The sequence below is a fragment of the Nocardia sp. NPDC003482 genome (assembly GCF_053588115.1).
The window spans coordinates 1-22,782 of sequence record NZ_JBSFPI010000013.1; the positions used below are offsets into that span (position 1 = coordinate 1).

Consider the following 22,782-nt stretch of genomic DNA (forward strand, 5'->3'; position numbering starts at 1 on the left):
GAACACCACGCCGCGCTACGGCAACTCGCCAACCGCCTCGTCGGCATCCTCCACGGCTGCCTCAAAACACGCACCCTCTACGACGAAGCGGCCGCCTGGCCCACATACACCGAACAAGCCACTGCTGCTTGACCTCCAAGCCCCTGGGATGTCTTTATTCGGATCCGCACCCCTTGTAATGCCCTGAAACGGGTGCGGATTCGAACAAGGGGTGCGGCTGGGTTCGTATCGTGGGGGTCGTCAGGCGTCGGGGAAGGCCACTTCGGGGGTCATGCCGTCGCCTAGTAGGAAGTAGCCGAGGAATGTGACGCCGTCGTCTCGGGCGTCGAAGCGGGCGATGCGGGTGCCCTCGGGTTCGTAGAAGACGTCGCCGGGTTCGAGCACCGTTTCCGGGTGACCGTCGATCTGGTAGACGACCGATCCGGTCTCGATAGTGCCGAAGACGGGCCCGTTGTGGGTGTGCGTTCCGGCGGCGTGTCCGGGTGCGATGGTGATCCGCCGGATCTCGACGCGCTGGGTGGCCAGCGGTCGTGGCAGCGGCTGGTCCATGACGATCACCCGGCTCAGCGGCGGGGCCGGATCGCCGTTCGCGGCCTGGTATTCGGCGTCGCTCACCGCCTGGCCGAACTCCGCCGTCGTGCCGTCCCCCGGATGTTCCTCGATCGCCACATGCGTCATCGGCGCGTCCGAAGTCGCTCCGTGCCAATGCCATTCGCCCGCCTCGATCCGCACGGTATCGCCCGCCCGAATGACCTCGACCGGTCCCCCACGGCGTTGCACGAGCCCCACCCCGTCGGTCACCACGAGCACCTGCCCGACGGGATGACGATGCCAGTGCGTCCGAGCACCCGAGCCGAACCGAACGCTGTCGACCTGCGTCCGCGACGGGCCATCAGGGACGGCGAGTTCTTCGACGCGCACGTCACCGGTGACGAACGACGACGAGGCAGGTACCGCGGTGTGCGGAGAATGGGAGACGTGCATGCGCGCCGATGTCCTTATCTCTCTTGAGGTTTCACCGAATAGGCGGAAAGCAACGCGAGTACACCCTCGACCGCCCGCTCGAACGGCGCCGTGCTGTCCGCGGCCCGAGCCAGGACGTACCCGCCCTGCAACGCCGCGACGATCGCCGCCGCCGTAGCGCCCGGATCCAGGGCCGCACTCAGCTCACCGCGGTCGAGCCCCTCGCTCAGCACCTCGGTCAGGCGGGCGCACAACCAGGTCAACGTCTCCTGAACCGGCTCGCGGAGCGCGGGGGCGGCCATCACATCCGGATCCTGGGTCAACCCACCGATCGGACAACCCTTCAGGACATCGCGCTCGCGGCGCAGATACCCCGAAATACGTTGCAGTGCAGTGCCCGGACCCGAGAGCCGCGCGTCCACAGCGGCACGCAACTCGGCGGCCGTCCGATCGATCGCCGCCCGCGCGAGCTCCTCCTTGCCCGCGAAGTGGTGATACATGCTGCCCTGCCCGGCCCCGGCTCGCCGCTGAATCGCCTTCGGGCTGGTCCCCACATACCCGCGCTCCCACAGCAGCGCCCGGGTGCTCTCGATGAGATCGTCCCTCGTGCTCATACCCGCACTATACATACTAGTAGGTACAGAAGAATAGCTTCCTAAGCCCATTAGGGTGTAACCTAATTAAGTTAGGAAAGGTGGTGGATGTGTGTCTCCGCGAACGGGATTGACCGCCGAGCGGATCACCGCGGCGGCGGCCGAGCTGGCCGACGAGATCGGGTTCGACAATCTGACCTTGTCCGCGGTCGCCCGCGCGGTCGGCGTGAAGGATCCGAGCCTGTACTCCCATGTGCGCAATCTGCACGACCTGCGGGTGCGGGTGGCCCTGGCGTCGGCGACGCAGTTGAACGAGCGCATCGCGGCGGCGATGGCGGGCCGCTCCGGCAAGGACGCGCTGATCGGATTCGCCGGAGCCTACCGGTCATTCGTGCTCGAGCATCCGGGCCGCTACGCGGCGACGCAGATCCGCATGGACCCCGCCGAGGTCGCCGACGAACCCGCCTTGTTACGCAGCATCGAACTGACCCAGGCCATCCTGCACGGCTACGGCCTGCAAGAACCCGCCGCCACCGACGCGGGCCGCTTGCTGCGCAGCACCTTTCACGGTTTCGCCACGCTGGAGGCCGCGGGCGGATTCGCCCATTCCCGGCCCACCGACACCAGCTGGCGCCACATCGTCGAGGCCCTGCACCGCACCTTGTCGCAGTGGCCCGAGAAGGAGAGATCATGAAATCCGAGACAGTCCCCGTCCCCGGCGCCGACCTGTACGCCGAGATCCGCGGCGACGGCCCGCCGCTGCTGCTGATCCCCGGCGGTGGCGGCGACGCCGCGAACTTCGACGACCTGGCCGAGGGCCTCGCCGAACACTTCACGGTGATCGCCTACGACGTCCGCGGCTACTCCCGCAGCCGACTGACCAGCGGCCACCCCGAACCCCAGCACGTAGCCGTGCAGGCCGACGACGCCGCCCGAATCATCGAAACACTGTGTAGCGAACCGGCTTTCGTGTTCGGCACCAGCAACGGCGCGATCACCGCCCTCGATCTGCTGGCCCACCACCCCGAGCGCGTCCGGACCGTGGTCGCCCACGAACCCCCCTGCTTCGCCGTCCTGCCCACCGCCGCCGCCCACCACGCCTGGATCGAGGAGGTGCTGGACCTGTTCCACACCGAGGGCCTCGCCGCGGCGGGCGCCCACTTCCTCGCGGGCATCGGCCCGGTCATGGACCCCACCCCCCAACCCGAGCGGATGACCCCCCGCCAAACCGAGACCTGGGCCCGGCTGGCCGCCAACGGCCCGATCATGATGGAGTACGAACTCCGCGAATTCACCTCGTATATACCCGATTTCGGCGCGCTCGACGGTTTGACGGATCGTCTGGTGCTGGCCGCCGGTGAACGGACCCGCGGTCATCTCCCCTACCGTCCGGCCGCCACCATCGCCCTCCGGTTGGGCCTGTCGGTCACCGAGTTCCCCGGCGCGCACAATGGATCACGCACGCACGCAACGGAATTCGCGGAGCGGCTGACCAAGATCTTCACCGAGCGGACGTAGGCGACGCTGTCCCGGCGACAACACCCCGTGCAGGCCGGGCGATCGATTCGGCAGGGCTGAGCGAATCGCCATCGGTACGCCGACCTCACGGGGTCTACCGCCGCACGGATTGTCCAACCGGAGACCTGTTACCGTGCCGAAATGGCCCTGACCGTCGAACGTTTCGATCACGTCGTCCTCAACTGCCGTGATGTCGCCGCCACCGCGCGCTGGTACGCGCGCGTGCTCGGCATGACCGTCGAGACATTCGGCCCGGCCGGGCGCACGGCGTTGACGTTCGGGAATCAGAAGATCAACCTGCGTCCGCTCGGTCAGGATCCGGCGTGGATCACGGGCGCCGTCGAGGCCGCGGGTTCAGCGGATCTGTGTTTCGTCACCGGCAGCTCGCCGGAACAGGTCGCGGCGCATCTGGTCGAGTGCGGTGTGGAGATCGTCGACGGTCCGGTGACCAAGATCGGCGCGCTGGGCGAGATGACCTCGCACTACTGCCGCGACCTCGACGGCAACCTCATCGAGATCGCCGTCTACCCAAGCCATTCGGAGCGCGCGTGAGCGACCGGCCGACAGCGTTGCTGTTCGATGTGCAGGGCACCGCGACGGATTTCCATTCCACAATCCGGCGCGCCGCCGAGCGACTCGCCGGTGACCGCTACCCGGACCAGGACTGGTCGCGTTTCGTGAACGATTGGCGCGCAGCCTATTTCACCGGAACCTCCCGGCAGCCGCAGGACGGCCCCTGGGTGAGCGTGGCCTCCATCTACCGCCGAACCCTCGACACCGTCCTGGACAGCCGCGGCATGCACCTCGAGCCGATCGACCGTGACACCCTGACCCGCGCCTGGACCCGCCTGGACCCCTGGCCCGACACCGTCGCGGGCCTACACCGCCTCCGCACCCGCTACCTCCTGGCGACCCTGTCCAACGCCGACGTCTCCGCCGTCGTGCAGATCACCCGCCACGCCGACCTCCCCTGGCACGCCGTCTTCACCGCCGAAATGGCGAACGCCTTCAAACCCGACCCCCGCACCTACCACCTCGCCGCCACCTACCTCGGCCTACCACCCGCCGACATCATGATGGTCGCCTGCCACAAATACGACATCCGCGCCGCCGCCGCACTCGGTTTCCGTACCGCCTTCGTAGCCCGCCCGTACGAGTACGGCGATATCACCTTGGCGGACACCGAGTTCAGCGAGGAGTTCGACATCAACGCCACCGACTTTCTCGATTTGGCGACGCAACTGGGTTGTTGAGCCGTCGTCCCGGGGCCGGGCCGTTCGGCTCCGGCGGTTCAGCCGCAGGGCGGCGTCGGGGCGTCATATCTGCTCTCTTTGAGGCCGTCGACGTGTCAGGCATACCCACGCCGGGCGACCGACGTGGCTCACAACTGAGTAAGCCCGCGATTCGCCTTCGCCACCTTGCCGATTTCCCTCGCCCACCGCACCGCGACCGGAATCGTGTCGATCTTCGGCTCAAACGCATCCAGGTGGTCGACCGGCACCCACACGTAATCGGCGTACTCGTCGTTCAGTTCGATGTCGCCGCCTGCGTATTCAGCGTAGAAGTGCGGCAGGATCATGCTGTTGCCGTCCTTCTTGCGAAACAGCACGTTGTACGACAGGTCTTCGGCGATCAGGATGGTGGCCGCCTTGCCGATCTCCTCTTCCTTTTCGCGTCGGATGGCGTCGAGGATCGAGCTGTCGGTGGTTTCCATCTTGCCGCCGATGAAGGAATAGACGCCGTCGTAATCGGCCTCTCCTTTGCGGCGGGCCAGCAGGACGCTGTTGGTTTCCGGGTCGATCACGACCAGCTTTTGGCAGTATTGAAAATGGGTGGTATCGCTCATACTTCTCCTCGCTCAATCATGGGCTGCAATTCTTTGGGCTGTGCCCGGCGGCTGCCGTCCACGTACACGGTGACGCCGCTCAGGTTGGCTTTGTAGCCCGCGCAGTATACGTACCGAACGTCTGCGGCTGTGGCGCCCGCAGGCAGGTTGATCGTCTTCGAAATCGCTTCGTCGGTGTATTGCTGCAGGGCGGCGGCCATCCCGATGTGCCCGGCTGGACTGATCTCGGCGGCAGCGGCCAGAATGTCCCGTACCGGCTGCGAATGCCTCGGCCGCGCAATATAGATCGACTCCCGGTACTTCTGTTGGACGACGCGTTCCAACGCCGCGAGCACCTCCGTGTTCGCCGAGAAGGTATCGAAGTGCGGCTCGATGCCTGTCGAAGCGTCGATCACCAACGCGCTCCGACCAGTCGGCGGCAGCGCGATGGTCGAGACGTGGCGCAGCATCCCCGTCGCCGACACGTGTCGAGATAGCGCTCGCCAGGCTGCGGCCGGAACCGTGCCCGATTCGAGCTGCCCGTAGAGCCGCTCGATGTGCCCTGGTGCCTCCCGGTGGCGGTTGCCGATCAGGCTGGTGCGCATAGCGCCGAACGGGCCGCGCTGCTCGGCCAGGCGCACCGATTCTTCCTTTGAGGTGATGTTCACGAGGGACAGCACCTCGGCCATGAGCGTGCGGGCAGCTGCGGAGTCGTAGGGCAGGCCCACCGTACTGAGGGCGTCGGCGACCCCGCACAGCCCGATGCCGATCTTTCGCTTTTGAAGCGAAACGTGTTGCGCCTGAATGTTATTCAGATTCGCATGGCTGATCTGGAGGCTGTTGTCCAAGGCACGAGTCAGCAATCGGGTCGTTGCCGCCAGCTTGTCGGTAGAGATGGCCGCCCGGCCCGCGCGGTCGGTGGAAACGAACTTTCGGACGTTGAGGTAGCCGAACTGACACGTCTCCCCGGCGATCAAGCCGACCTCGGCGCACGGCGCGGTGGTGGTGTAGGCACCCATGCAGGGCAACGGATTTCGGGCATTCATGCGGTCGAGGAAGACGATGCCCGGATCGGCACACGCCGCGGCGGCACCGCACGACCTGTCGAACAGCTCGTGAGCGTCGACCTGGCGGCCGTCACGCAGATCAACCGCCCGTCCATGTTCCAGCGCGTCCATGAAGCTGCGGTCGAGGTCGACCGAAATGTTGAACTTCCAGTCGGTGCCGTCCGCCGAGGCGTCGAGCTTGGCGGCGATGAACTCGTCAATCCTCGGATGGCGCACGCTCAGGATCGCCATGTTGCCGACCGGTCGATCCTCGCGCCCGTTACTGGCGCTCTCCACCGCCACGCTGTTGAGGAAGCGCAGGGTAGCGACCGGGTCATTGGCCGCGTCGAGATTGAAGCCGGTACCCATGCCCTGCTCGTGCAGCCGAATGATCTCTTTCTTGAGCTGCTCCCGCCTGCCCGGCTCGACGTCGACGGTCGGCATGGTGCAGGCGGTGAGTGGTCGGTCGTGGTAGCGGCCCGCATTGGTCATGACGGGAGTGCTCATCACGATATCCGTGGCCGCCAGGGCCGCCGCGAACTCCTCGGCGAACTGCGCGCCTGCACGCCGATCCGCGAATGCTGCTTCTTGGTGGGCGAGCGCGTCCGTGACCCGCTGCACCATGGCAGTCGGCGTCTCGTCGACGCCGACGATCCGGCCTCTGCGTAAGACGTTCTCGGCCCGGGGGGACGGAATGAATTGTGGCATGCGAAAGTTCGCTCCTGCTTCAGTCGCGCCCTGACGGCGCAGCACGAACCGAGTGCCTGGTTCGAACACCAGGCATCCCGGGAAGAGTTGGATGGGTTAATACGTCATTTCAGGCGACGACGGAGGCGGACGGGTGCCAGCGCTGAAGCCGTGTGGCACTGGCGAATTCGTCGATACTGCCCACTACTCGGTCCTCGGCCAAGTCAATGCCGAAGGCGTCGGTGGGCACGTCGGTGACTGCGGCGATCATGGCCCTGGCAGTATCGGCAATCGCCTTCTTGTCATCGATCGTCGTTCATCTCCCCACCGCCGGCACTTCGAGCAGCCAGCGGCTGCCGCAACAATGGACTCTGACGAGATACTGGCTCAGCGACATACGCTCCCCTTGCTCCCGTGGTGAGGGCAGCTCGGCACCAGGGAGAAGCAAGCCAATTGTGCTGTCCCGAGCGGGCTTTCACCTGGTGCCGAGCGCCTGTGCATCGACGCTAGAAGAGCGACGTAGCGGGCAGCCAGGCTTTTGCTCCGATTTGCTTCGGGCACGCTCGGAGCATTGACCGGCCATCCGGCGACGAGCCACGATGTCATCGTTCGAGCGTTTTCGCGCATCACGAGATCAAGGACGGTCGCCATGCGGTTACGATGCCTCGGCGTTGGTAGTCAAAACGGAACGTGCCCAACCCTTTTCGCGTCCGATCGGGGCACCTATGTCATACAGGGATGGCGCACCGGGCCCGACGGCTCCGTGATCGAGATCCCGCACATGCTGCTGGGATTCTTGGAGACCGGCACGTGCCTGGGGACGCCGCTCACGGATACCGGGCGCGGCACGTTCACCCTCCGTGGTGCCCCAGTGACGGACCTGGAGGCCCTGCAGCAGATGAACCTGCCCGCGCGCGAAACGGCCATCGAAGTGCCGATGGGAAAGGAGATCCGGCCGGTATGAAACTGATCCAGGGAGAGGACTTCGTCGACCTCTTCCGCGAGGGTGACTGGCAGCGGGCCTTCCACCTGGAAACCCAGGACGAGTACCGCGTTGCCGACGAGCGCGAGCCCTTCCGCAAGTTCCTGGACGGTGAGCCCGACGACTACGAATGGTGCCGTTCCTGGGACGATCTGATTCGCGACGTCACCTCACGCGGCAAGCAGGTGCACCGTGTGCGGCTGGTCAGTATTCCGCACGTAAACTACACCCGCTTCGGCCTCACCATCGCCCCGCTGAACATCGAGGCGGGCGAAGAGATCAAGTGGCTCCCGCGGCCCCTGGTCGATCCGGCCGCCCTCGCCCGCGACGATTACTGGCTGTTCGATGACCGCCTGGTCGTGTTCGTCAGCTTCAAAGACGACGGCGACTTCGGCGGGTTCGCCGTCACCGAGGATCCGGTGATCGCGGCCCACCTGGTGGCTGTTCGCGACGAGGTGTGGGCCAAGGCCATCCCGCACGCCGACTATGTGGAAAGCGACTACGCTGCTGCCAAGTGACCAGCTCCAGCGTTCGTGATGCCAGAGAGGCGTTAGGCGGCCGCTTACGCGACATCCGCAACGACGCGGGCCTCTCTGGCGTCCAGCTGGCCGAACTGACGGGCTGGCACTCCTCGAAAATCTCGAAGATCGAACGCGGCAAGCAGACACCGACCGAAGCCGACATCCGTATCTGGTGCCGCCACTGCAAAGCCAAGCAACAGACCCCAGACCTGATCGCCACCCTGCGCAATCTCGAAGCCGCGTACGTCGAGTGGAAACGCATTGCCGGGATTCGGCGCAAGCAGCAGCAACTACACACCCTGGAAGAAGCCACCCGGCTGACGCGCTGGTTCGAGCCGGTCATCATGCCGGGGCTACTCCAGACCCCCGACTACATCCAGGCCATGCTCACCAAGGTCGCCGCCTTCTACGGTCACGCCGAACCCGTCGCGGACGGGATCGCCGCCCGAATGGAACGCCAAGAGGTTCTGCGTCAGGGCAATCATCGCTTCAATTTCGTTCTGGCCGAACAGGTTTTGTACACCACGGTCGGATCGAATGAGGTGATGATCGGCCAGCTCGACCACCTGCTCAGCGTCATGCGGCTACCCAACGTGGTGGTGAGCATTGTCCCGGCGATGGCCGACTACAAAGCGCCGACGACGAACTTCGTCATCTTCGATCGTAGGGTCGCCCACATCGAAACCATTTCGGCCGAGCTGACCATTTCACAACCGCGCGAGCTCGCGCTGTACGAGCAGGTATTTCAAACGCTGCTCAACCAGGCAGTCGTCGGCGACGCTGCACGGCTGTTGATCGGCAAGGCGATGGACCATCGACAGACAGAGGTCACCGGCGTTACGAAATCCTGGTAGCCGCCTCAGCGCGCCGTCCACCTGTACAAGAAGTCACGCACTTCCGGCACGGCGAGCCTGCGGGCATCGCTCACCCCGACGACGAGCCCTTCTGCAAGCGGCAGGTGGTCTCCGACACCTACTACCGGGCGATCGCGGCACCCAATGCCGACCTGATCACCGACGCAATCGAACGCATCGAACCCCACGGCATCCGCACAGCCGACGGCCGCCTGCGCGAAGCCGACCTGCTGATCCTGGCCACGGGGCTCTCCACGCCCGCGCTCCTCCCGCTTGAAATCCGAGCGTCCCAAGGCTAACCGCGACTCGGCCATATGGCCCGACGCGGCTTGTTGCACGCATAGGTGATTCGGCCGCCGATACCTTCGGCTGCCACGAGATGCGGCCCTCGACTCTCGAGGTCTCGCTCGGTCACGCGGCGACACCGATCCTTCGGCTCATCTCCCGGACCTCGTTCCGCATCCCCGCGGGCGGCCGCTTCTGCAAGACGAGCAGCAGCTCCCGAGCGAACCCGTTGTATCGGATCGTCTCAGGCGCCGTGCTCTCGGCTTTCGCCAGCAGAGCGTAGGTCGCCTCAGGCTCGTCGCGTAAGGCGTGCGCCCTGGCGACCTCGATGAGGTGGCGGCTACGCCGGGGCACCGACACGATCCGCTCGGCGTCGATCCGCTGCGCCGCCCGCAACGCCTCCCCCGGCTGGCGCAGTTCCACCCCGAGGGTGACGGCGTGCGCGCCCATCACCGGGAGCGAGAACGATGTCTGTGTGTGCCGGTACGCCGAACCCAGCCGCTCGGCGACCCGCTGGGCCCCCTCCCAGTGCCGCCACGCGTCCCCGTGCCGCCCGCGCCGCGCGTACACGTAAGCGATTTCGGCCTCCAGCGCGCCGACGATTCCGCGCCAGTCGTCGCCGGTGGTGTCTCGTTCGAGATAGGGGAGCAACCGGTCGGCCGCGTCCTTCGCAAGGCCGATGGCCTCCTCCCACCGGCCCGAGTCGCGCAGGGCCTGGACCATCGCCCACGCGCTACACGCGATCACATACGGGTCGTCGGCCTCGTACCCTTCGTGCAGTCCCCGGTCGGCTACCAGCCAAACCAGTTCGGGCGCAGGCTGATACGCCACATAGAAGTCGGCCAATTGGTAGACGCCCGCGAGCAGCTTCCGCGCCGCCCGCCGGTCGGGTCCGGGGGTGCGTGCGGCCGATTGCGCGTCCCGGATCAGGTCGGGCAGCAACGCTCCCAACTGGGTTCGATGATCGGGGCTGGCGTGGCGGATGATCCACGCCTGTCGTAGGCGTTCGGCGAGTTCCGTTGGCGTGATGGTTGTTTCGGAAGGAGCGCTCTGAAGCAGTGCCGCCTCTACCGCGGTGAGGGCGGCGTGCCGCTCGCCCGCGAAGACCGCCACGGGTACGGCGTGGTCGTTCCCGGTCAACTCGGCGAGATCGTGGAGTTCGAGGGCGCGGGCAATGCGAAGCAGCACCGACAGACTCGGGGTTGGTAAGCGTTCGTTCTCGACGGCCGCCAGCCACTCCGGGGACAGCCCGACAAGACCCGCGAGAACGGGCCGGGACATGCCTTTTCGCTCCCGCTGGATCTCTATCCGCCGCCCGATGTCCAACTCATCGCCGCCCTGCGTTGCCCCTCAACGCCCTCCTCGAGGATACCGAGAATGGGCGGCGAAGTAACGACTGTTACCGAGTTTCGACGTCAAGATCTGACGGAACTCGCACCGCCGCAAGTGGATTCGTCGAGCGGCCGATTTCAGGACGTCATCCAAGCGCCTCCCACCCCGACCACGGCCGACCCGACCCCCTCCGGATACACGCGAGCCGATGCCCCGCCCGCTCTCGCCACCTGGGATCGGTCGTCCCTGCTTGCACCGCCATCGTCGTCATCCGGAACTCCCGAATGTCCCGCAGCAGTTCGAAACCGTCCCATCTGCTGACGTCGTACCCGCAGACCGCGCAGAACTCACCGTACTGCTCCGCCGTGATCCAACCGAACGACGACCATTTGATCGCCGTGTGCACCAGATCCCACTCCGGCGGCCCGATCGAGGTGCGCTCCAGGTCGAGCAGGATCACACGGCCGTCGTCGGCAACCACGACATTGCCGACCCACGCGTCGCCATGAATCACGCACCACGGCAACCCGATCGGCAATCCCTCCCACCGCTGACGCAACAGAGCCAAGTCTTCATGCATCCAACGCCGGTCGTCATCCGGCAGGAAACGCGCGCCATCGATCCGCTCCTCGAGCCGAAGGAACGGTGCCACCTTCGCCAGATCGAAGCCCCTGGGAGGCGCGAGGCGATGAAGTTTCCTGAGGGCTTCGGCCACATGGATGGGCGTGCCGGGCCGATGAGGCGGCAACTCCCGCCAGAAGGTCACCGCCCGCCCATCAACGTCCATCGGCTGCTCGATGCCCGGCGCGACCCGCACCGCCTCGACCCCCGCGCCCTCCAACCACCGGGCCACCGCCACCTCTCGGGAAGCCGCGGCTTCTTGTCGTGGTCGGCTGATCCGCACCACGATGCCGCCGGGTAGCCGGTATATGGCGTTCTCGCCAATCCGCAGAAGATCGGCATCGGAAGGATCGAATCCCGCTGCGAGACAAGCATTTCGAAGTACCTCAGCCAGCCCGTCTTCGCCGATCTCGCTCACTCCCCACAGCCGAATCGTTCCGAGCGCGAAGCTCATCGACCTTTCGCCCCGGTACGGCGTTCTGCGTCAGTTTGGCAGATGAGCGACCTGCCCACCTCGGCCTCTGCCATGGCCTCAGACATTCATTCCGAGCCACCGCGTGAAATTTCCCAGACTGTCGCTCCGGTAGCGTTCGGCGGCGGCGATGCCGTAGACGGTCTCGCGGACCGAGGGGTGGAGGCGAGTTTGCTGGGGTGCGACAGCGCGAGCCTTGTTCAGTGCCTGCAATGCCTCGTGGGGTTTACCGGCCATGAGCCATGCTCGCGCGTTGTCCTGCCAATGATGACCCGCTCGGGGAGCGGCGACGTCGGGTGGCAGTCGCAGGCGGGATCCCGTTAGTGCCGCCTTCCCGGGATCGCCCGCTTCCAGTTCGACGGCGCAGGCGTGTATCGCCGTGTTCCCTGGGCCGAATTCGGTGGTGTAGAGGGCACTTTCATGATTCATCGCCGACGCTATGCGTTGTGCCTCGCGAATGTGCTCGGTGGCCGAGTCGAGTTGACGACTTCGGGCCGCGACGATCGCGCCCCGCAGGTGGCCGTAGCCTCGCAGGACTCGCTCCGATTCCGAATTCCCGTCGATCATTCCCAACCCTTGCTCGACCAACGACATGGCCACAGTCGTGGAGCCATGCGCCATCAGCAGCCGTGCGCGTTTCATCAGGCCGCGGACCGCGTAGCCGGGGTCGTCGGCGTGCGCGGCCGCCGCGTCGAGACGGTCGAGGATCAGTGCGGTGAGCGACGAGAAACCCAATCGGCACACCGCGCCCTCGGCGGCGATGTATGCCTCACAAAGCATTTCGTACGCGGTCCGGCGTTCCGCGTCGGTCCGGGCGGCCTGCGCCGCACCGTGCAATTCACGCAGCAGATCGGGCACCAAGGACAGCGACAGCCGGGTGCGGTCCTTGTGCAGTGCCGCCTGCACCGCGGTGAGGTCGGCCCGCAGTTGTTGGGGTGACCGAGGTTCGACCGCCCGCACATGGGTGCCCTCGGCGAGAATCACGCGCAGTTTCTCGAGCCCCTCGATCGGACCCTCTTCCTCCAAGGTCTCGATGTAGGGGGCTCCGTTGAGCCGATCGGGATCGACACCGACTTTCGCGGCGACGGCCGCGGTGAAAGCCGGGCTGGCGGGCTCGCGACCTTGCTCGACGGCCCGGACGTAGGACACGCTGTAGCCGATGCGATTGGCGAGTTGCGCCTGTGTCAGCCCGGCGAGCTTGCGTTCGTGCTTGATTCGACTGCCGATACCTTCGGTTGCCACGACAACGGCCCTCGATGTGTAGGAGTCCCCCTCCTGCCTCGAGGGTATAGACGTGCGCGTGCGATCCACAAGGCCGGACTGTCACTCTTCTGGCACCCAGGCGGGCACCGATTTGTCAGCCTTGAAATCGGGGTTCGATGGCGAAGCCACAATTCCGGACAAACCACACTCGGAGGTTTCGATGCTCCAGCGCTCTGGCACACCCGGGCGTGAATCGCGGTCGGGACCACCAGCAGGAGCAGTTCTTCCCTCCGATATTCCAACCGATCCGAAAGCGAGAGAATGCCATGGGCACAGCAGGTTCCACAATCGCCCGCCGAGTACTCGGCCGACAATTGCAGGCACTGCGGAAGAAGTCCGGCCTCAGCCAATACAACGTCGCGAACGTCCTCGGCATTTCATCCCAGACGATGGCCCGCCTCGAAGACGGGATCGCAGGCCCCTCGGCCAGCGATCTCTACATGAATGCGTTGTGCGATCACTACCACGTCTGCGACGACACCCGCCGCACGATTCTCGCTCTGGCACAAGATGTTCGAGTCACCAAGCGCAAGGGCGGTGGTTGGTGTCTCGCGCATCTGGATCGCCGGGACGATGGGATCGATCCCTACGCCTGCCTGCGGGACACGATGAAACGGTCGACATCCTGGTCGCTCCTGCTGCTGCCCCGCCTCGTGCAAACCCCCGACTATCTGCGCGCGGTCGCCTGGACCGAGACCCCGCACGCCGCCACCGCCGAGATCGAGGAGCGCATCGCTGGTGCGCTGAAACACCAACAGCGGCTTCACGATCCGAATTTCTCGGCCGAGATTCTGGTCTCCGAGGCGGCACTGCGCGAGGAATGGGGCGGCCCCGCGGTCATGGCCGAGCAGCGCCGGTACCTGGTGGAGATCGGCCAACGCCCCAATGTCTCGATCCGCGTCGTCCCGTTCAATGCACGCAGCCGAATCGGCGCTCTGGCCGGACCGTTCTCGCTGCTGGAATTCCCGCTCACCCCGCATTCGAAATTCGTCGAACCCCCGCTGATCTACATCGAGGAATACGTCGGCAACCTCTACCTCGAACGCTCCGCGGAGGTCTCCCGCTACCTCGACGTGATCACCGAACTGCGCCGAGTGGCATTGAGCGAAAGTGATTCAGCGGTCAGGAGTCTGGCGATATCCGACGAGTAGGCGAACCGACGGCCGGAGCACCCATTATCCCGGGTCATGACATTGCGGCAGGCATGGGCGAGGCCCGGTCGGGTGCCGTGGGAAACGGAGGGCTCGGCGGGGGCCGGAGAGCTAGAATACATGCGTAGCCGTGAAAGGCTTTGGCACAAGGGGGGTTTCGATCATGGCAGGCGCAATCTCATATCTGGTAGCTGCGGTCGCGGCGGCCGCCGCCGTCGCGACCGCGCCGGTGTCCACGCCGCACACGAACGCGGCGCAGTACTGGCACGACGGGCACCTCACGTGGGTGTCGGTCTCCTACCTACGGGAGCATCCGGAGGTGCTGCCCGACCGGCTGACGGTCGTGGACGGCCGCCCGCAGCTCGTCGGAGCGCCGAACGTGGTGCGGGAAGTCAAAGGGGCGCTGAAGTGCGACGCGAACACGTGCATCCACGTGTGGGGCGACAGTATTTTCGTCGACAAGTCCGCTCTGTACTACTACTCGCCTCCCACCGGGTGCCTGGACAACCATTGGAACTGGTTCCCAGCGGGCGGGGGCGGGCCGCGGGGGATGTACCACACGGCGTGCCCGAAGCCGAACGACGCGGGGAAGATCGAGGGCTTCTACTATGACGACCAAGGCCCGACCGGAGCGATGCAGGACCGGACACAGCTGTGCGGCAGCTGGATCGGACGGCCGGGCGTCGCGTGCGCCGACATCGAGCGCTGAGCCGAGAGGAGTCCCCGGGTGGAGGAGGAACAGCGGCCGGTCACCGACCGTCGATCCGATGGGCGGTTGACGTGGCAGGTGTTCGCGGGTCCGCCTCCCTCCACCATGCGGGCTGCCTACCCCGGCCAGGAGATGCTGATGACCTCCATACGAGTCGAGGGCCGCGGCGTCAGATCGGGGTGGGGGTTTGGCGGGCCGCCTCTCGAGCCGGGTAAACGGGTGCGGTTCAACTACAACCGTGTCGACGGGGAGGGTACGGAGTTCGTGATCGCCCGGTTCGACCCCACCCTGCCCGCCCTGCACCTGGAGACGACGCGCCGAGTGATCACCGTGGACGCCCGCCCGCTGCCCGTCCATTTCGGCCTGAAATTCTGGGCCCAGCCCATCCCGGCCGACGAGGAGTTCGTCACCGCCTACGGCGACGCCTCGGAATCGCCGCCGCTCGGCTGGACACCACCGACCCATTGAGCGCCGTTGCTGAGCGCCATCGTGCCGCGCAAGCTGCGTGGGGTTATCCACCGAGGCCGGGGGCCGCTCGAAGAAAAGCGATTCGGCGACAAGGATTCTGAGGATATCCGACGAGTAGGTGCGGGGTCGGTCGGGTGTTCCGCAGCGAAAACGGCTCACCGGGGCCGTGGTTCGAACCCCGTCTCGCCGATCACGATCACGCACGGTCGGTCGAGACCCTCCGCCTGGTACAGGGCTTCCTGCAGGTGCGTCGACATCAACAGCAGCCACGTCTTCCACGAGGTGCTCGCATCACCCGCGTCCGCCGCCGCCTGCCGGTAGTAGTCCAGCAGTTCGTCCTCGGTCATCTCGAATACCAGCGGGGGTTCCACCGGCGTATCCCCGTCGGCGGTCAGCGCCAATCCGCCCGTTTCGTCGCGAACGATCCGGTATCGCAGTTCCGCCGCTGTGCGGATCACCGAGTCGGCGAGTTCGTCCACGCTGGGTTCAGCCCTGTCCACGAGATGCTCCTCGGGGAAGGGCGGCGATCAGTTGTCTCACATGGTGGTTCGACGCACGCCGCGCCCCTGCGGTTCCAGAGCAAAACGGGCGGTGTCGGAACAGGATTCGCCGTCGCGTCAGCCGATCGTGATCCCGGTGGCCTCGGCGGCGGCCAAGATGTTGACGTAATCACGAAAGATCCTGATCCGCCCGTCGCTCACCGTGAGCACCACGACGTTCGGCAACGCGACCGCGCCGCTGACCGTACTGGTCCCCACCGCCTCCTGCTCGACCACGATCGTGTCCGGATCGAGCGTGTCGTGAATCGCGAGGGTGCGATACGACTCGTACCGCAACACCCCCGACCGCCAGCCCGCGGTGATGAATTCGACGATCCGGTCCCGCCCCTCGAGCCGGGTGGGCAATCCCGGTCGGCTGAACGGGAATTCGTGCACCGCGTCCTCGGCGTACAGCTCGGTCATCGCCTCGACGGATTGGTCGATCGCCGCTTGCCGGAAGCGTTCCAGCACCGCCCGGGGGCCGGAGTCGGGTCGCGCCATGGCGGTCACGCTACCGGGTCGCGGGTCGGGACGGGGTGGTCGGCGTCGAGGCCGGGGAGGGCGTCGATGCTGGTGGCGTTGTCGCCGCTGATGCGGCGGGTGAAGTCGGCGTCGGTCTTGCGGGCGTGGTGGGTGTCGAGGACGGCGCGTTCGTCGACGAATTCGAGGTAGGGGACGCTGAATCCGCAGGAGTCGGCGATGCGTTCGCAGTCGACGACGATGATCGCGCGCACGCCGGGGTGTTCGGTGCCGAAATGGTCGCGCAGGGCGGCGAATTCGGCGTCGTCGGGGCGCACGACGCGGCCGGTGCCTTGGAGGCGCAGGATTTTCGAGGTGCGGGTGAACGAGCAGAACATGATCGTGATGCGGCCGTTGTCGCGCAGGTGGGCGATGGTTTCCACGCCGCTGCCGAACAGGTCGAGGTAGGCGACGGTGTGGTCGTCGAGCACGGCGAAGGTGTCGCGATACCCCTTGGGGGACAGATTGATCCGGCCACCCTGGGAGGGGGCGGTGGCGACGAAGAACATGGGTTGCTCGGCGATGAACCGCCGCAGCTTGTCGTCGATGCCGGTGAACTCCTTGGCCACGGAACAGCTCCCCTCGCCGGGTGTGTCGATCTTCCCATCATGCCGTCCCCACCGAGCCCGCGTCACCGCGAGCAGCGTCACCCGGCCGACCGCAGGGCCGCGTCCAGCCGTATCAGCGCAGCGTCGTTCCCTCCGCTGCCTCCCACCTCAGGACCCGTCACCGGACGCGCGCAGCGCCGTTCCCTCCGCTGCCGGGCCACCGCCCAATCCCGTCAGGGGACGCGGGATCGACCCTGCGCCGCGCCGTCATCCCGCGAGATCGGCCCACACCGGCCCCGTTCCGCACCGCGCGTCGCACCCGACGCGACCAGACCGGCGCGTAAGCTGCCGCAACAATGTGCGCACCTCGGATCGTCCGCGTGGCCCACGAGCAGGCCCTCGCGCGACTCACCCGCCGCGGATTGTTCGCCGCGGCCGGTGTGGTGGCGTTGGGTTCGGCCGCGACGTCGGCGGCGGTGAGCGCGGAGTCGGTGGTGGATCTCACCCACACGCTGACCCCGGAACTGCCGGTGTGGCCGGGTAATCCGCCGTTGCTGGCCGCGCCGGTGGCCCGCCACGAGCTCGGCGGGTTCGCCCAGCAGAGCCTGATCCTGTGGGAGCACACCGGCACCCACATCGACGCGCCGCTGCATCGGGTGCCGGGCGGGGCGAGCGTGGACCGGATCCCGGCCGCGGATCTGGTGGCGCCGCTGGTGGTGCTCGACATCAGCGCCCGCGCCGACACCGACGCCGACGCGATGGTGACCATCGCCGACGTCGAGGCGTTCGAGGACCGGCACGGCCGGATTCCCGAGCGCGCGTTCGTGGCCATGTTCTCCGGTTGGGAGCGACGCCTGGCCACGCCGGGGGCATTCGTCAACCTCGACCCGGGCGGCACCCCGCACTCCCCCGGCTTCCACGCGACGACCGCGAATCACCTTGTGCGCGAACGGAATATCGTCGGACTCGGGGTGGACACCCTCAGCCTGGACCGGGCCGCGGACCGCGAATACGGCGTGCACACCGCGGTGCTGGGCGCGGGCCGCTACGGGGTGGAGATGCTGGCGCGGCTCGACGCGGTCCCGCCGATCGGGGCGAGCGTGGTGATCGGCGCGCCGACCCACGCCGGGGGCACGGGCGGCCCGTGCCGGGTGCTGGCGTTGGTGTGAGTCAGGGCAGCGCGATCGACAGCTGGTGGCGAAACCGGTCGCCGGGGTCCCAGGCGGCCTTGACCTGTTGCAGCCGTGGGTATCCCGCGCCGTAGTAGAAGACATGCCACGGCACGCCGGAGGTGTTCCAGCGCGGGTCGGCCAGGTCGGGGTCGGGGTAGTTGATGTAGCTGCCTCCGTTGGCGTCGTCGGGGACGGGGGCGCCGCCGGTGGCGGCGTAGAGCTCGCCGTAGAAGCGGCGCGCCCAGTCGACGAGGTGGTCGTCGTCGGAGGGCAGCCGCCAGGCGGCGTGGATGAGCATCTTCATGAACGCGTCGCGGGCGGGCATGGCGGTCGCGCCGGGGGCGGCGGCGTTGATCTGCCCGCCGAAGGGCAGCAGTTCCAGTTCGGATTCGCCGATCATGGTCGGATCGACCATGTGCCGGTAGCAGATTCGCAGCTGCTCGACGGTGTAAGGGCGGCGCAGGTAGGCGGCTTTGATCTTGACGCGCGGCGGGACGGGGGCCTTCGGGTAGTAGACCTGCTCGACGGTGTCGGGGTAGGAGGCGCGGGTGGCGGGTTCGATCAGCGGCGGGACGGGGACGCCGTCGGTGAGCGCGGCGACGAAGGTGTCGAGTTTCGTCTGCGCGTCGGGGGCGTCGGCGTCGAGCAGCACCAGCACCTCGATCGATCCGGTGAGGGTGGGACGCACGCTGAGCGGGGCGTACAGTCCGGCGAAGGGGTTGCCCGGGTCGCGGTGGCGGTGGAAGAAGTCGAGGTAGTTGCCGAGGAACCGGACGAACGCGTCCTCGGTGGTGAGCGGCAGCATGATCCGGGTGGTGAGCATCGAGGCAGGCGGGCGCGGCAACGCGGTGCGCGGGTCGGCGCCGTCGGAAACGTTGGAGCGCAACAGGTATCGGGTCACAATCCCGAAATTGCCGCCGCCCCCGCCGGTGTGGGCCCACCACAGCTCGCGGTTCGGTCCGTCCGCGGTCGCGACGGTGAGCGCGGCGCGGCCGTCGGCGTCGACGGTGACGACCTCGACCCCGTAGAGGTGATCGGCGACCAGTCCGTGCCGCCGCGACAGCGGCCCGTATCCCCCGCCCGCGATGTGTCCGCCCGCGCCGACGCCCTTGCAGATGCCCGCGGGCACGGTCACCCCGTAGGGGTGCAGCGCCCGGTACACGGTGTCGAGTTCGGCGCCTGCGGCGACGGAGAACGCGCGGTACCGCTCGTCCCAGCGCACCTCGCTCATCCGCTCGAGATCGATCAGCACCTTCGTCTCGGCGTTGTCGACGAAGTCGTCGAAACAATGTCCACCCGAGCGCGCCGTGACCCGCAATCCGTCGGATACCGCCTGCCCCACCGCGATTCGCACCTCCTCCGCGGTGGTGGGCGCGCACACCCGAACCGGTTGCGCGGCGAATCGCCGGTTGTATCCCCGCAGCGTCGCTCGCAGATACTCCGGCTGGCCGGGGGTGAACACGGCGGTCTCGGCGTTCGCCCGCCCGGCCCCCACGACGGCGGCCGCGGCCGCGGTGGCGGCGATGAACCCTCGACGAGACAACGACATCGGCATTCCCCTCGCAGACGGCAACGACAGCCGCAGACTGTAGCCCCTTCCCACCCCCCGAACCCCGGCACCGCGCGGAGGAGTCCCCATTGTCCTGTCCGCGGGTGCCGCCGTCAGGTCCGCCATCGACGCGCGGCGCGGTCGAACCGGTCGGCGAAGGTCCGCAGGTGGGTCACCAGTTCCGGCGGGGATTCGACCTCGAATTCGACGTCGAGCATGCCGACGGCCAGCACGACCAAAGGGTAGGAGTCCGAACCCATTTCGAGTCGGCAGGTGTGGTCGTCGATGGGGGTGACGATGCCTTCGACGCGCCCGGCGAGGTCCTCCGCGGGGGTGTGGACGCGCAGGACCGAGCGGTACGGCCACATGGTGAACCCCATGGCGCGGCGGAGATAGGCGGCGACGTCGCCGTCAGGGGACGGGCGGTGGGTGAAGCGCCCGCCGTTGGGTGTCCGCAACGCCATGCGATCGATGCGGAAGGTGCGCCAGTCGTCGCGGTCGCGGTCCCAGCCGACGAGGTACCACCGGTGGCCCCAGTGCACGATGCGGTGGGGCTCGACGGCGCGGCGGGTGTTCTGGTCGGTGTGGCTGCGGTAGTCGAAGCGCAGGATCTCGGCGGCGCGGATGGCCGCGGAGATCGCGGTGAGCGAGTCGGGGTCCACAGCCGAGCCCTGGTCGTATCGGGCGGGCATGGCGACCACGGCGACCCGCAGCGCGTCGACGCGGTGGCGCAGGCGGGTGGGCAGCACCTGTTCCACTTTGGTGAGGGCGCGCAGCGACGTCTCCTCGATGCCCGCGATATTGCCGGTGACGTTGGTCTGGAGCCCGAGCGTGACGGCCACCGCCTCGTCGTCGTCCAACAGCAGCGGCGGCAGCGTCGTGCCCGCGCCGAGCCGGTATCCCCCGACCGGTCCCATCACCGCGTGCACCGGATATCCCAGGTCCCGCAGTCGGTCCACGTCCCGGCGGATGGTGCGGGTGCTGACGTCGAGTCGGTGGGCCAGTTCGGTTCCCGTCCAGTCTCGATGCGTTTGCAGCAGCGACAGTAGCCGCAGCAGCCGCGCCGGTGGGGATTCGGACATGATTCGATCATGCCCCATGTGTAGGACGGGATCTGTCCTATACAGGAGAGAGGCTTGTGCCATGAGCGAAACACTCTCCGGGACAGTCCCTTTCCGCGTCGACATTCCGCAGGCCGATCTCGACGAATTGAACGATCGGCTCGCCCGCACCCGCTGGCCCGACGCCCTGCCCGGGGTCGGCTGGTCCTACGGTGTCGACCGCGACTATCTGCTCGACCTGGTGGAGTACTGGCGCAGCGGCTTCGACTGGCGTGAGCAGGAGGCGCGGCTGAACAAGGTCCCGCAGTTCACCACCGAAATCGACGGGCAGAACATCCATTTCCTGCATGTGCGCTCCCCCGAGCCCGACGCGACCCCGCTGATCCTGACCCACGGATGGCCCAGCACGCCCGCCGACTTCCTCGACATCCTCGGTCCGCTGACCGATCCGCGGGCATACGGCGGGGACCCGGCGGACGCGTTCCACGTGGTGGCCCCCTCGGTGCCGGGTTTCGGGTTCTCCGGCCCGACCCGCGACACCGGATGGGATGTGCCGCGCATCGCGCGCGCCTGGGCGATGTTGATGCAACGACTCGGCTACGACCGGTACGGCGCCCAAGGCGGTGACTACGGCAGCCTCATCTCCCCCGCGCTGGGGCGGGTCGCGCCGGACAAGGTCATCGGCGTCCATGTCAACGCGCTCGCCGACGCCGCGACGGCGAGCGGCACCGGCGCGGAGCTCGCCGAGTTGTCGGAGGCGGACCGCGCGAAGGCGATCGAGAATCAGCGGTGGTGGTTCGGGCACAACGGCTACGCCACGCAGATGGCCCTGCGCCCGCAGACCCTCGCCTACGCCCTCAACGATTCACCCACGGGCCAATTGGCATGGAACCTCGAATGGTTCGTCGACTGGGACCCGACCGCCACCGCTCAGACGCCCGTCGACCGCGACGCCATCCTGACCGACGTCACGATCTACTGGTTGACCGGCACCGCAGGCTCGGCCGCGCGCCTCTACCGAGAGTCGGGCACGTCGTGGGGCAGCAAGCCCGCGAACTCGGGAGTCCCGACCGCGGTCGCGAATTTCCAGGGCGACCACGCCGTCCGCGGCCTCGCCGCGATGACCAACACCATCGTGCGCTGGACCGAATACCCCACCGGCGGCCACTTCGCCTCCCTCCAGGCCCCCACCGAACTCGTCACCGACATCCGCGAGTTCTTCCGTTCCCTCGACGGGTAGGCAGCTGCCCTCTCCTTCCCCTATCCCTGCCTGGCACCCTCACGCACCTCCCCCCCTGTCCCTGCCCGGCGTCCCCCAGGGCGCCGGGCAGGGCAAAACCACTCCCCTCAGGGCGCTTCTCCCCCTCCGCCCTCGACGAGCCTCTGCCCTCAGGGCGCTCCCCCTCCCCTGTCCCTACCCGGTGCCCCCAGGGGCGCCGGGCCAGGCACGCCCACTCCCCTCAATGCCCCCGAGCGCCCGCCAACCGCGGCGCACGCACCCGCCGCGCACTCGGAACAGCGCGCCCGATCTCCGCGGCGGTGTGAATCTGGCTGCCCCCCAACAGAATCGAGCACACCCCCACCAACGCGGCCAGCGCGGTCATGGTGTCGATGGGCCACACGACGATGATCAGCCCACCGAGCAGCGTGAGCAGCCCCAGAACCTCCCGCCGCCCGGAGCCGGGGACGTCCTCGGACCAGACGGCGACGATCGCGGACATGATCCCGTGGATGGTCCAGCCCATTCCGACCCACATCGCGAGCATGGGGACGGAGTCGCCGCTGCGGGCGCACCACAGGGCGAGCAGGACGGTGAGTACGGCGGTGAGGAATTGCGGGACCCGCAGTCCGGGGCGGATGCGGGCCCGGAAGGTGACCACGAGTTGCCAGGCCGCGGTCAGCAACAGGGTGAGGGCGAAGAGGTATTCGCCCACCCGCACCGACTTGTCCGGCCACACCAGCAGCGCCACTCCCAGGCCCACCGAAGCGCAGCCGACGGCCAGTGCCGCCGCCCAGGCGTCACCGAGGAAGACCTCGGTGCGCCCGGTGACTCGCAGGATGGGCATAGATCAATGGTATGACCGGCACGCTCGAATAACTGAAC

27 protein-coding genes and 1 pseudogene are annotated in these 22,782 nt (G+C 67.3%); 14 read left to right on the plus strand and 14 right to left on the minus strand.

Annotated elements, in window-relative coordinates; translation table 11 throughout:
- Nucleotides 1-132 (plus strand): annotated as a pseudogene (locus ACWDSJ_RS20940) (IS110 family transposase); the annotation flags it as partial.
- 108 nt (nt 133-240) lie between these two features.
- On the opposite strand, the gene ACWDSJ_RS20945 reads toward ACWDSJ_RS20940, so the two are convergent.
- Both ACWDSJ_RS20945 and ACWDSJ_RS20950 read right to left on the minus strand, forming a co-directional pair.
- Entirely contained in the window at nt 241-984 is a 744-nt protein-coding gene (locus ACWDSJ_RS20945; protein WP_450033679.1) for a cupin domain-containing protein, read from the minus strand.
- A 14-nt stretch (nt 985-998) separates the two neighbouring features.
- On the minus strand, nt 999-1,577 hold the full coding sequence (locus tag ACWDSJ_RS20950; protein ID WP_450033680.1) for a TetR/AcrR family transcriptional regulator: 579 nt from the start codon (nt 1,575-1,577) through the stop codon (nt 999-1,001).
- A 91-nt stretch (nt 1,578-1,668) separates the two neighbouring features.
- On the opposite strand from ACWDSJ_RS20950, the gene ACWDSJ_RS20955 reads away from it, so the two are divergent.
- The 4 genes from ACWDSJ_RS20955 to ACWDSJ_RS20970 all read left to right on the plus strand — a co-directional run bounded on the left by ACWDSJ_RS20955 (nt 1,669) and on the right by ACWDSJ_RS20970 (nt 4,327).
- Nucleotides 1,669-2,250 carry a TetR/AcrR family transcriptional regulator gene (locus ACWDSJ_RS20955; RefSeq protein ID WP_450033681.1) on the plus strand — a complete coding sequence of 194 codons (582 nt, stop codon included), beginning with the start codon at nt 1,669-1,671 and terminating at the stop codon, nt 2,248-2,250.
- Entirely contained in the window at nt 2,247-3,074 is an 828-nt protein-coding gene (locus ACWDSJ_RS20960; protein ID WP_450033682.1) for an alpha/beta fold hydrolase, read from the plus strand. The genes ACWDSJ_RS20955 and ACWDSJ_RS20960 overlap by 4 nt, the downstream gene beginning before the upstream one ends.
- Nucleotides 3,075-3,215: 141 nt before the next feature.
- Nucleotides 3,216-3,626 carry a VOC family protein gene (locus ACWDSJ_RS20965; protein ID WP_450033683.1) on the plus strand — a complete coding sequence of 137 codons (411 nt, stop codon included), beginning with the start codon at nt 3,216-3,218 and terminating at the stop codon, nt 3,624-3,626.
- Nucleotides 3,623-4,327 carry a haloacid dehalogenase type II gene (locus ACWDSJ_RS20970; RefSeq protein ID WP_450033684.1) on the plus strand — a complete coding sequence of 235 codons (705 nt, stop codon included), beginning with the start codon at nt 3,623-3,625 and terminating at the stop codon, nt 4,325-4,327. The genes ACWDSJ_RS20965 and ACWDSJ_RS20970 overlap by 4 nt, the downstream gene beginning before the upstream one ends.
- Before the next feature lie 128 nt (nt 4,328-4,455).
- On the opposite strand, the gene ACWDSJ_RS20975 is transcribed toward ACWDSJ_RS20970, so the two are convergent.
- The 3 genes from ACWDSJ_RS20975 to ACWDSJ_RS20985 all read right to left on the minus strand — a co-directional run bounded on the left by ACWDSJ_RS20975 (nt 4,456) and on the right by ACWDSJ_RS20985 (nt 6,903).
- Entirely contained in the window at nt 4,456-4,920 is a 465-nt protein-coding gene (locus tag ACWDSJ_RS20975) for an NUDIX hydrolase (protein ID WP_450033685.1), read from the minus strand.
- Nucleotides 4,917-6,653 (minus strand): ribonucleotide reductase N-terminal alpha domain-containing protein, encoded by a 1,737-nt coding sequence (locus tag ACWDSJ_RS20980; protein ID WP_450033686.1) that lies wholly within the window; start codon nt 6,651-6,653, stop codon nt 4,917-4,919. Before ACWDSJ_RS20980 ends, ACWDSJ_RS20975 begins: the two co-directional genes overlap by 4 nt.
- Nucleotides 6,654-6,762: 109 nt before the next feature.
- Nucleotides 6,763-6,903 carry a hypothetical protein gene (locus ACWDSJ_RS20985; protein WP_450033687.1) on the minus strand — a complete coding sequence of 47 codons (141 nt, stop codon included), beginning with the start codon at nt 6,901-6,903 and terminating at the stop codon, nt 6,763-6,765.
- Between the two features lie 300 nt (nt 6,904-7,203).
- On the opposite strand from ACWDSJ_RS20985, the gene ACWDSJ_RS20990 reads away from it, so the two are divergent.
- From ACWDSJ_RS20990 to ACWDSJ_RS21005, 4 genes are all read left to right on the plus strand, one after another.
- Nucleotides 7,204-7,596 (plus strand): hypothetical protein, encoded by a 393-nt coding sequence (locus ACWDSJ_RS20990; protein WP_450033688.1) that lies wholly within the window; start codon nt 7,204-7,206, stop codon nt 7,594-7,596.
- Nucleotides 7,593-8,132 carry a DUF6879 family protein gene (locus ACWDSJ_RS20995; RefSeq protein WP_450033689.1) on the plus strand — a complete coding sequence of 180 codons (540 nt, stop codon included), beginning with the start codon at nt 7,593-7,595 and terminating at the stop codon, nt 8,130-8,132. The genes ACWDSJ_RS20990 and ACWDSJ_RS20995 overlap by 4 nt, the downstream gene beginning before the upstream one ends.
- Entirely contained in the window at nt 8,129-8,989 is an 861-nt protein-coding gene (locus ACWDSJ_RS21000; protein WP_450033690.1) for a helix-turn-helix domain-containing protein, read from the plus strand. The genes ACWDSJ_RS20995 and ACWDSJ_RS21000 overlap by 4 nt, the downstream gene beginning before the upstream one ends.
- Before the next feature lie 104 nt (nt 8,990-9,093).
- Complete coding sequence (locus ACWDSJ_RS21005; protein WP_450033691.1) at nt 9,094-9,288, plus strand: hypothetical protein; 195 nt, start codon at nt 9,094-9,096, stop codon at nt 9,286-9,288.
- 112 nt (nt 9,289-9,400) lie between these two features.
- On the opposite strand, the gene ACWDSJ_RS21010 is transcribed toward ACWDSJ_RS21005, so the two are convergent.
- The 3 genes from ACWDSJ_RS21010 to ACWDSJ_RS21020 all read right to left on the minus strand — a co-directional run bounded on the left by ACWDSJ_RS21010 (nt 9,401) and on the right by ACWDSJ_RS21020 (nt 12,941).
- The gene (locus ACWDSJ_RS21010; RefSeq protein ID WP_450033692.1) at nt 9,401-10,600 is read right to left on the minus strand and encodes a helix-turn-helix domain-containing protein; all 1,200 of its coding nucleotides are present in this window, start codon (nt 10,598-10,600) and stop codon (nt 9,401-9,403) included.
- 151 nt (nt 10,601-10,751) lie between these two features.
- Complete coding sequence (locus ACWDSJ_RS21015; protein WP_450033693.1) at nt 10,752-11,681, minus strand: aminoglycoside phosphotransferase family protein; 930 nt, start codon at nt 11,679-11,681, stop codon at nt 10,752-10,754.
- Between the two features lie 78 nt (nt 11,682-11,759).
- The gene (locus ACWDSJ_RS21020; protein ID WP_450033694.1) at nt 11,760-12,941 is read right to left on the minus strand and encodes a helix-turn-helix domain-containing protein; all 1,182 of its coding nucleotides are present in this window, start codon (nt 12,939-12,941) and stop codon (nt 11,760-11,762) included.
- A 287-nt stretch (nt 12,942-13,228) separates the two neighbouring features.
- Between ACWDSJ_RS21020 and ACWDSJ_RS21025 the strand changes: the two genes are divergently transcribed.
- From ACWDSJ_RS21025 to ACWDSJ_RS21035, 3 genes are all read left to right on the plus strand, one after another.
- Entirely contained in the window at nt 13,229-14,113 is an 885-nt protein-coding gene (locus ACWDSJ_RS21025; protein WP_450033695.1) for a helix-turn-helix domain-containing protein, read from the plus strand.
- 163 nt (nt 14,114-14,276) lie between these two features.
- Nucleotides 14,277-14,822: a hypothetical protein gene (locus ACWDSJ_RS21030; RefSeq protein WP_450033696.1), complete on the plus strand. Its 546-nt coding sequence runs from the start codon at nt 14,277-14,279 to the stop codon at nt 14,820-14,822.
- Between the two features lie 138 nt (nt 14,823-14,960).
- On the plus strand, nt 14,961-15,290 hold the full coding sequence (locus tag ACWDSJ_RS21035; protein WP_450033697.1) for a hypothetical protein: 330 nt from the start codon (nt 14,961-14,963) through the stop codon (nt 15,288-15,290).
- 155 nt (nt 15,291-15,445) lie between these two features.
- Here the strand turns inward: ACWDSJ_RS21035 and ACWDSJ_RS21040 are convergent, their stop codons facing one another.
- The 3 genes from ACWDSJ_RS21040 to ACWDSJ_RS21050 all read right to left on the minus strand — a co-directional run bounded on the left by ACWDSJ_RS21040 (nt 15,446) and on the right by ACWDSJ_RS21050 (nt 16,917).
- Nucleotides 15,446-15,790, minus strand: a complete 345-nt coding sequence (locus tag ACWDSJ_RS21040; RefSeq protein WP_450033698.1) for a hypothetical protein — start codon at nt 15,788-15,790, stop codon at nt 15,446-15,448.
- A 117-nt stretch (nt 15,791-15,907) separates the two neighbouring features.
- Nucleotides 15,908-16,330 carry a nuclear transport factor 2 family protein gene (locus ACWDSJ_RS21045; RefSeq protein WP_450033699.1) on the minus strand — a complete coding sequence of 141 codons (423 nt, stop codon included), beginning with the start codon at nt 16,328-16,330 and terminating at the stop codon, nt 15,908-15,910.
- A gap of 5 nt (nt 16,331-16,335) precedes the next feature.
- Nucleotides 16,336-16,917 carry a pyridoxamine 5'-phosphate oxidase family protein gene (locus ACWDSJ_RS21050; protein ID WP_450033700.1) on the minus strand — a complete coding sequence of 194 codons (582 nt, stop codon included), beginning with the start codon at nt 16,915-16,917 and terminating at the stop codon, nt 16,336-16,338.
- A 335-nt stretch (nt 16,918-17,252) separates the two neighbouring features.
- On the opposite strand from ACWDSJ_RS21050, the gene ACWDSJ_RS21055 reads away from it, so the two are divergent.
- Entirely contained in the window at nt 17,253-18,065 is an 813-nt protein-coding gene (locus ACWDSJ_RS21055) for a cyclase family protein (protein ID WP_450033701.1), read from the plus strand.
- A gap of 1 nt (nt 18,066) precedes the next feature.
- Here the strand turns inward: ACWDSJ_RS21055 and ACWDSJ_RS21060 are convergent, their stop codons facing one another.
- Complete coding sequence (locus ACWDSJ_RS21060) at nt 18,067-19,617, minus strand: FAD-binding oxidoreductase (RefSeq protein ID WP_450033702.1); 1,551 nt, start codon at nt 19,615-19,617, stop codon at nt 18,067-18,069.
- Nucleotides 19,618-19,730: 113 nt separating this feature from the next.
- On the minus strand, nt 19,731-20,699 hold the full coding sequence (locus ACWDSJ_RS21065) for a helix-turn-helix transcriptional regulator (protein ID WP_450033703.1): 969 nt from the start codon (nt 20,697-20,699) through the stop codon (nt 19,731-19,733).
- 61 nt (nt 20,700-20,760) lie between these two features.
- On the opposite strand from ACWDSJ_RS21065, the gene ACWDSJ_RS21070 reads away from it, so the two are divergent.
- Nucleotides 20,761-21,918, plus strand: coding sequence for an epoxide hydrolase family protein (locus ACWDSJ_RS21070; protein ID WP_450033704.1), 1,158 nt, complete (start codon nt 20,761-20,763; stop codon nt 21,916-21,918).
- Nucleotides 21,919-22,138: 220 nt separating this feature from the next.
- Here the strand turns inward: ACWDSJ_RS21070 and ACWDSJ_RS21075 are convergent, their stop codons facing one another.
- Nucleotides 22,139-22,744, minus strand: coding sequence for a DUF308 domain-containing protein (locus tag ACWDSJ_RS21075; protein ID WP_450033705.1), 606 nt, complete (start codon nt 22,742-22,744; stop codon nt 22,139-22,141).
- Nucleotides 22,745-22,782 lie beyond the last annotated feature (38 nt).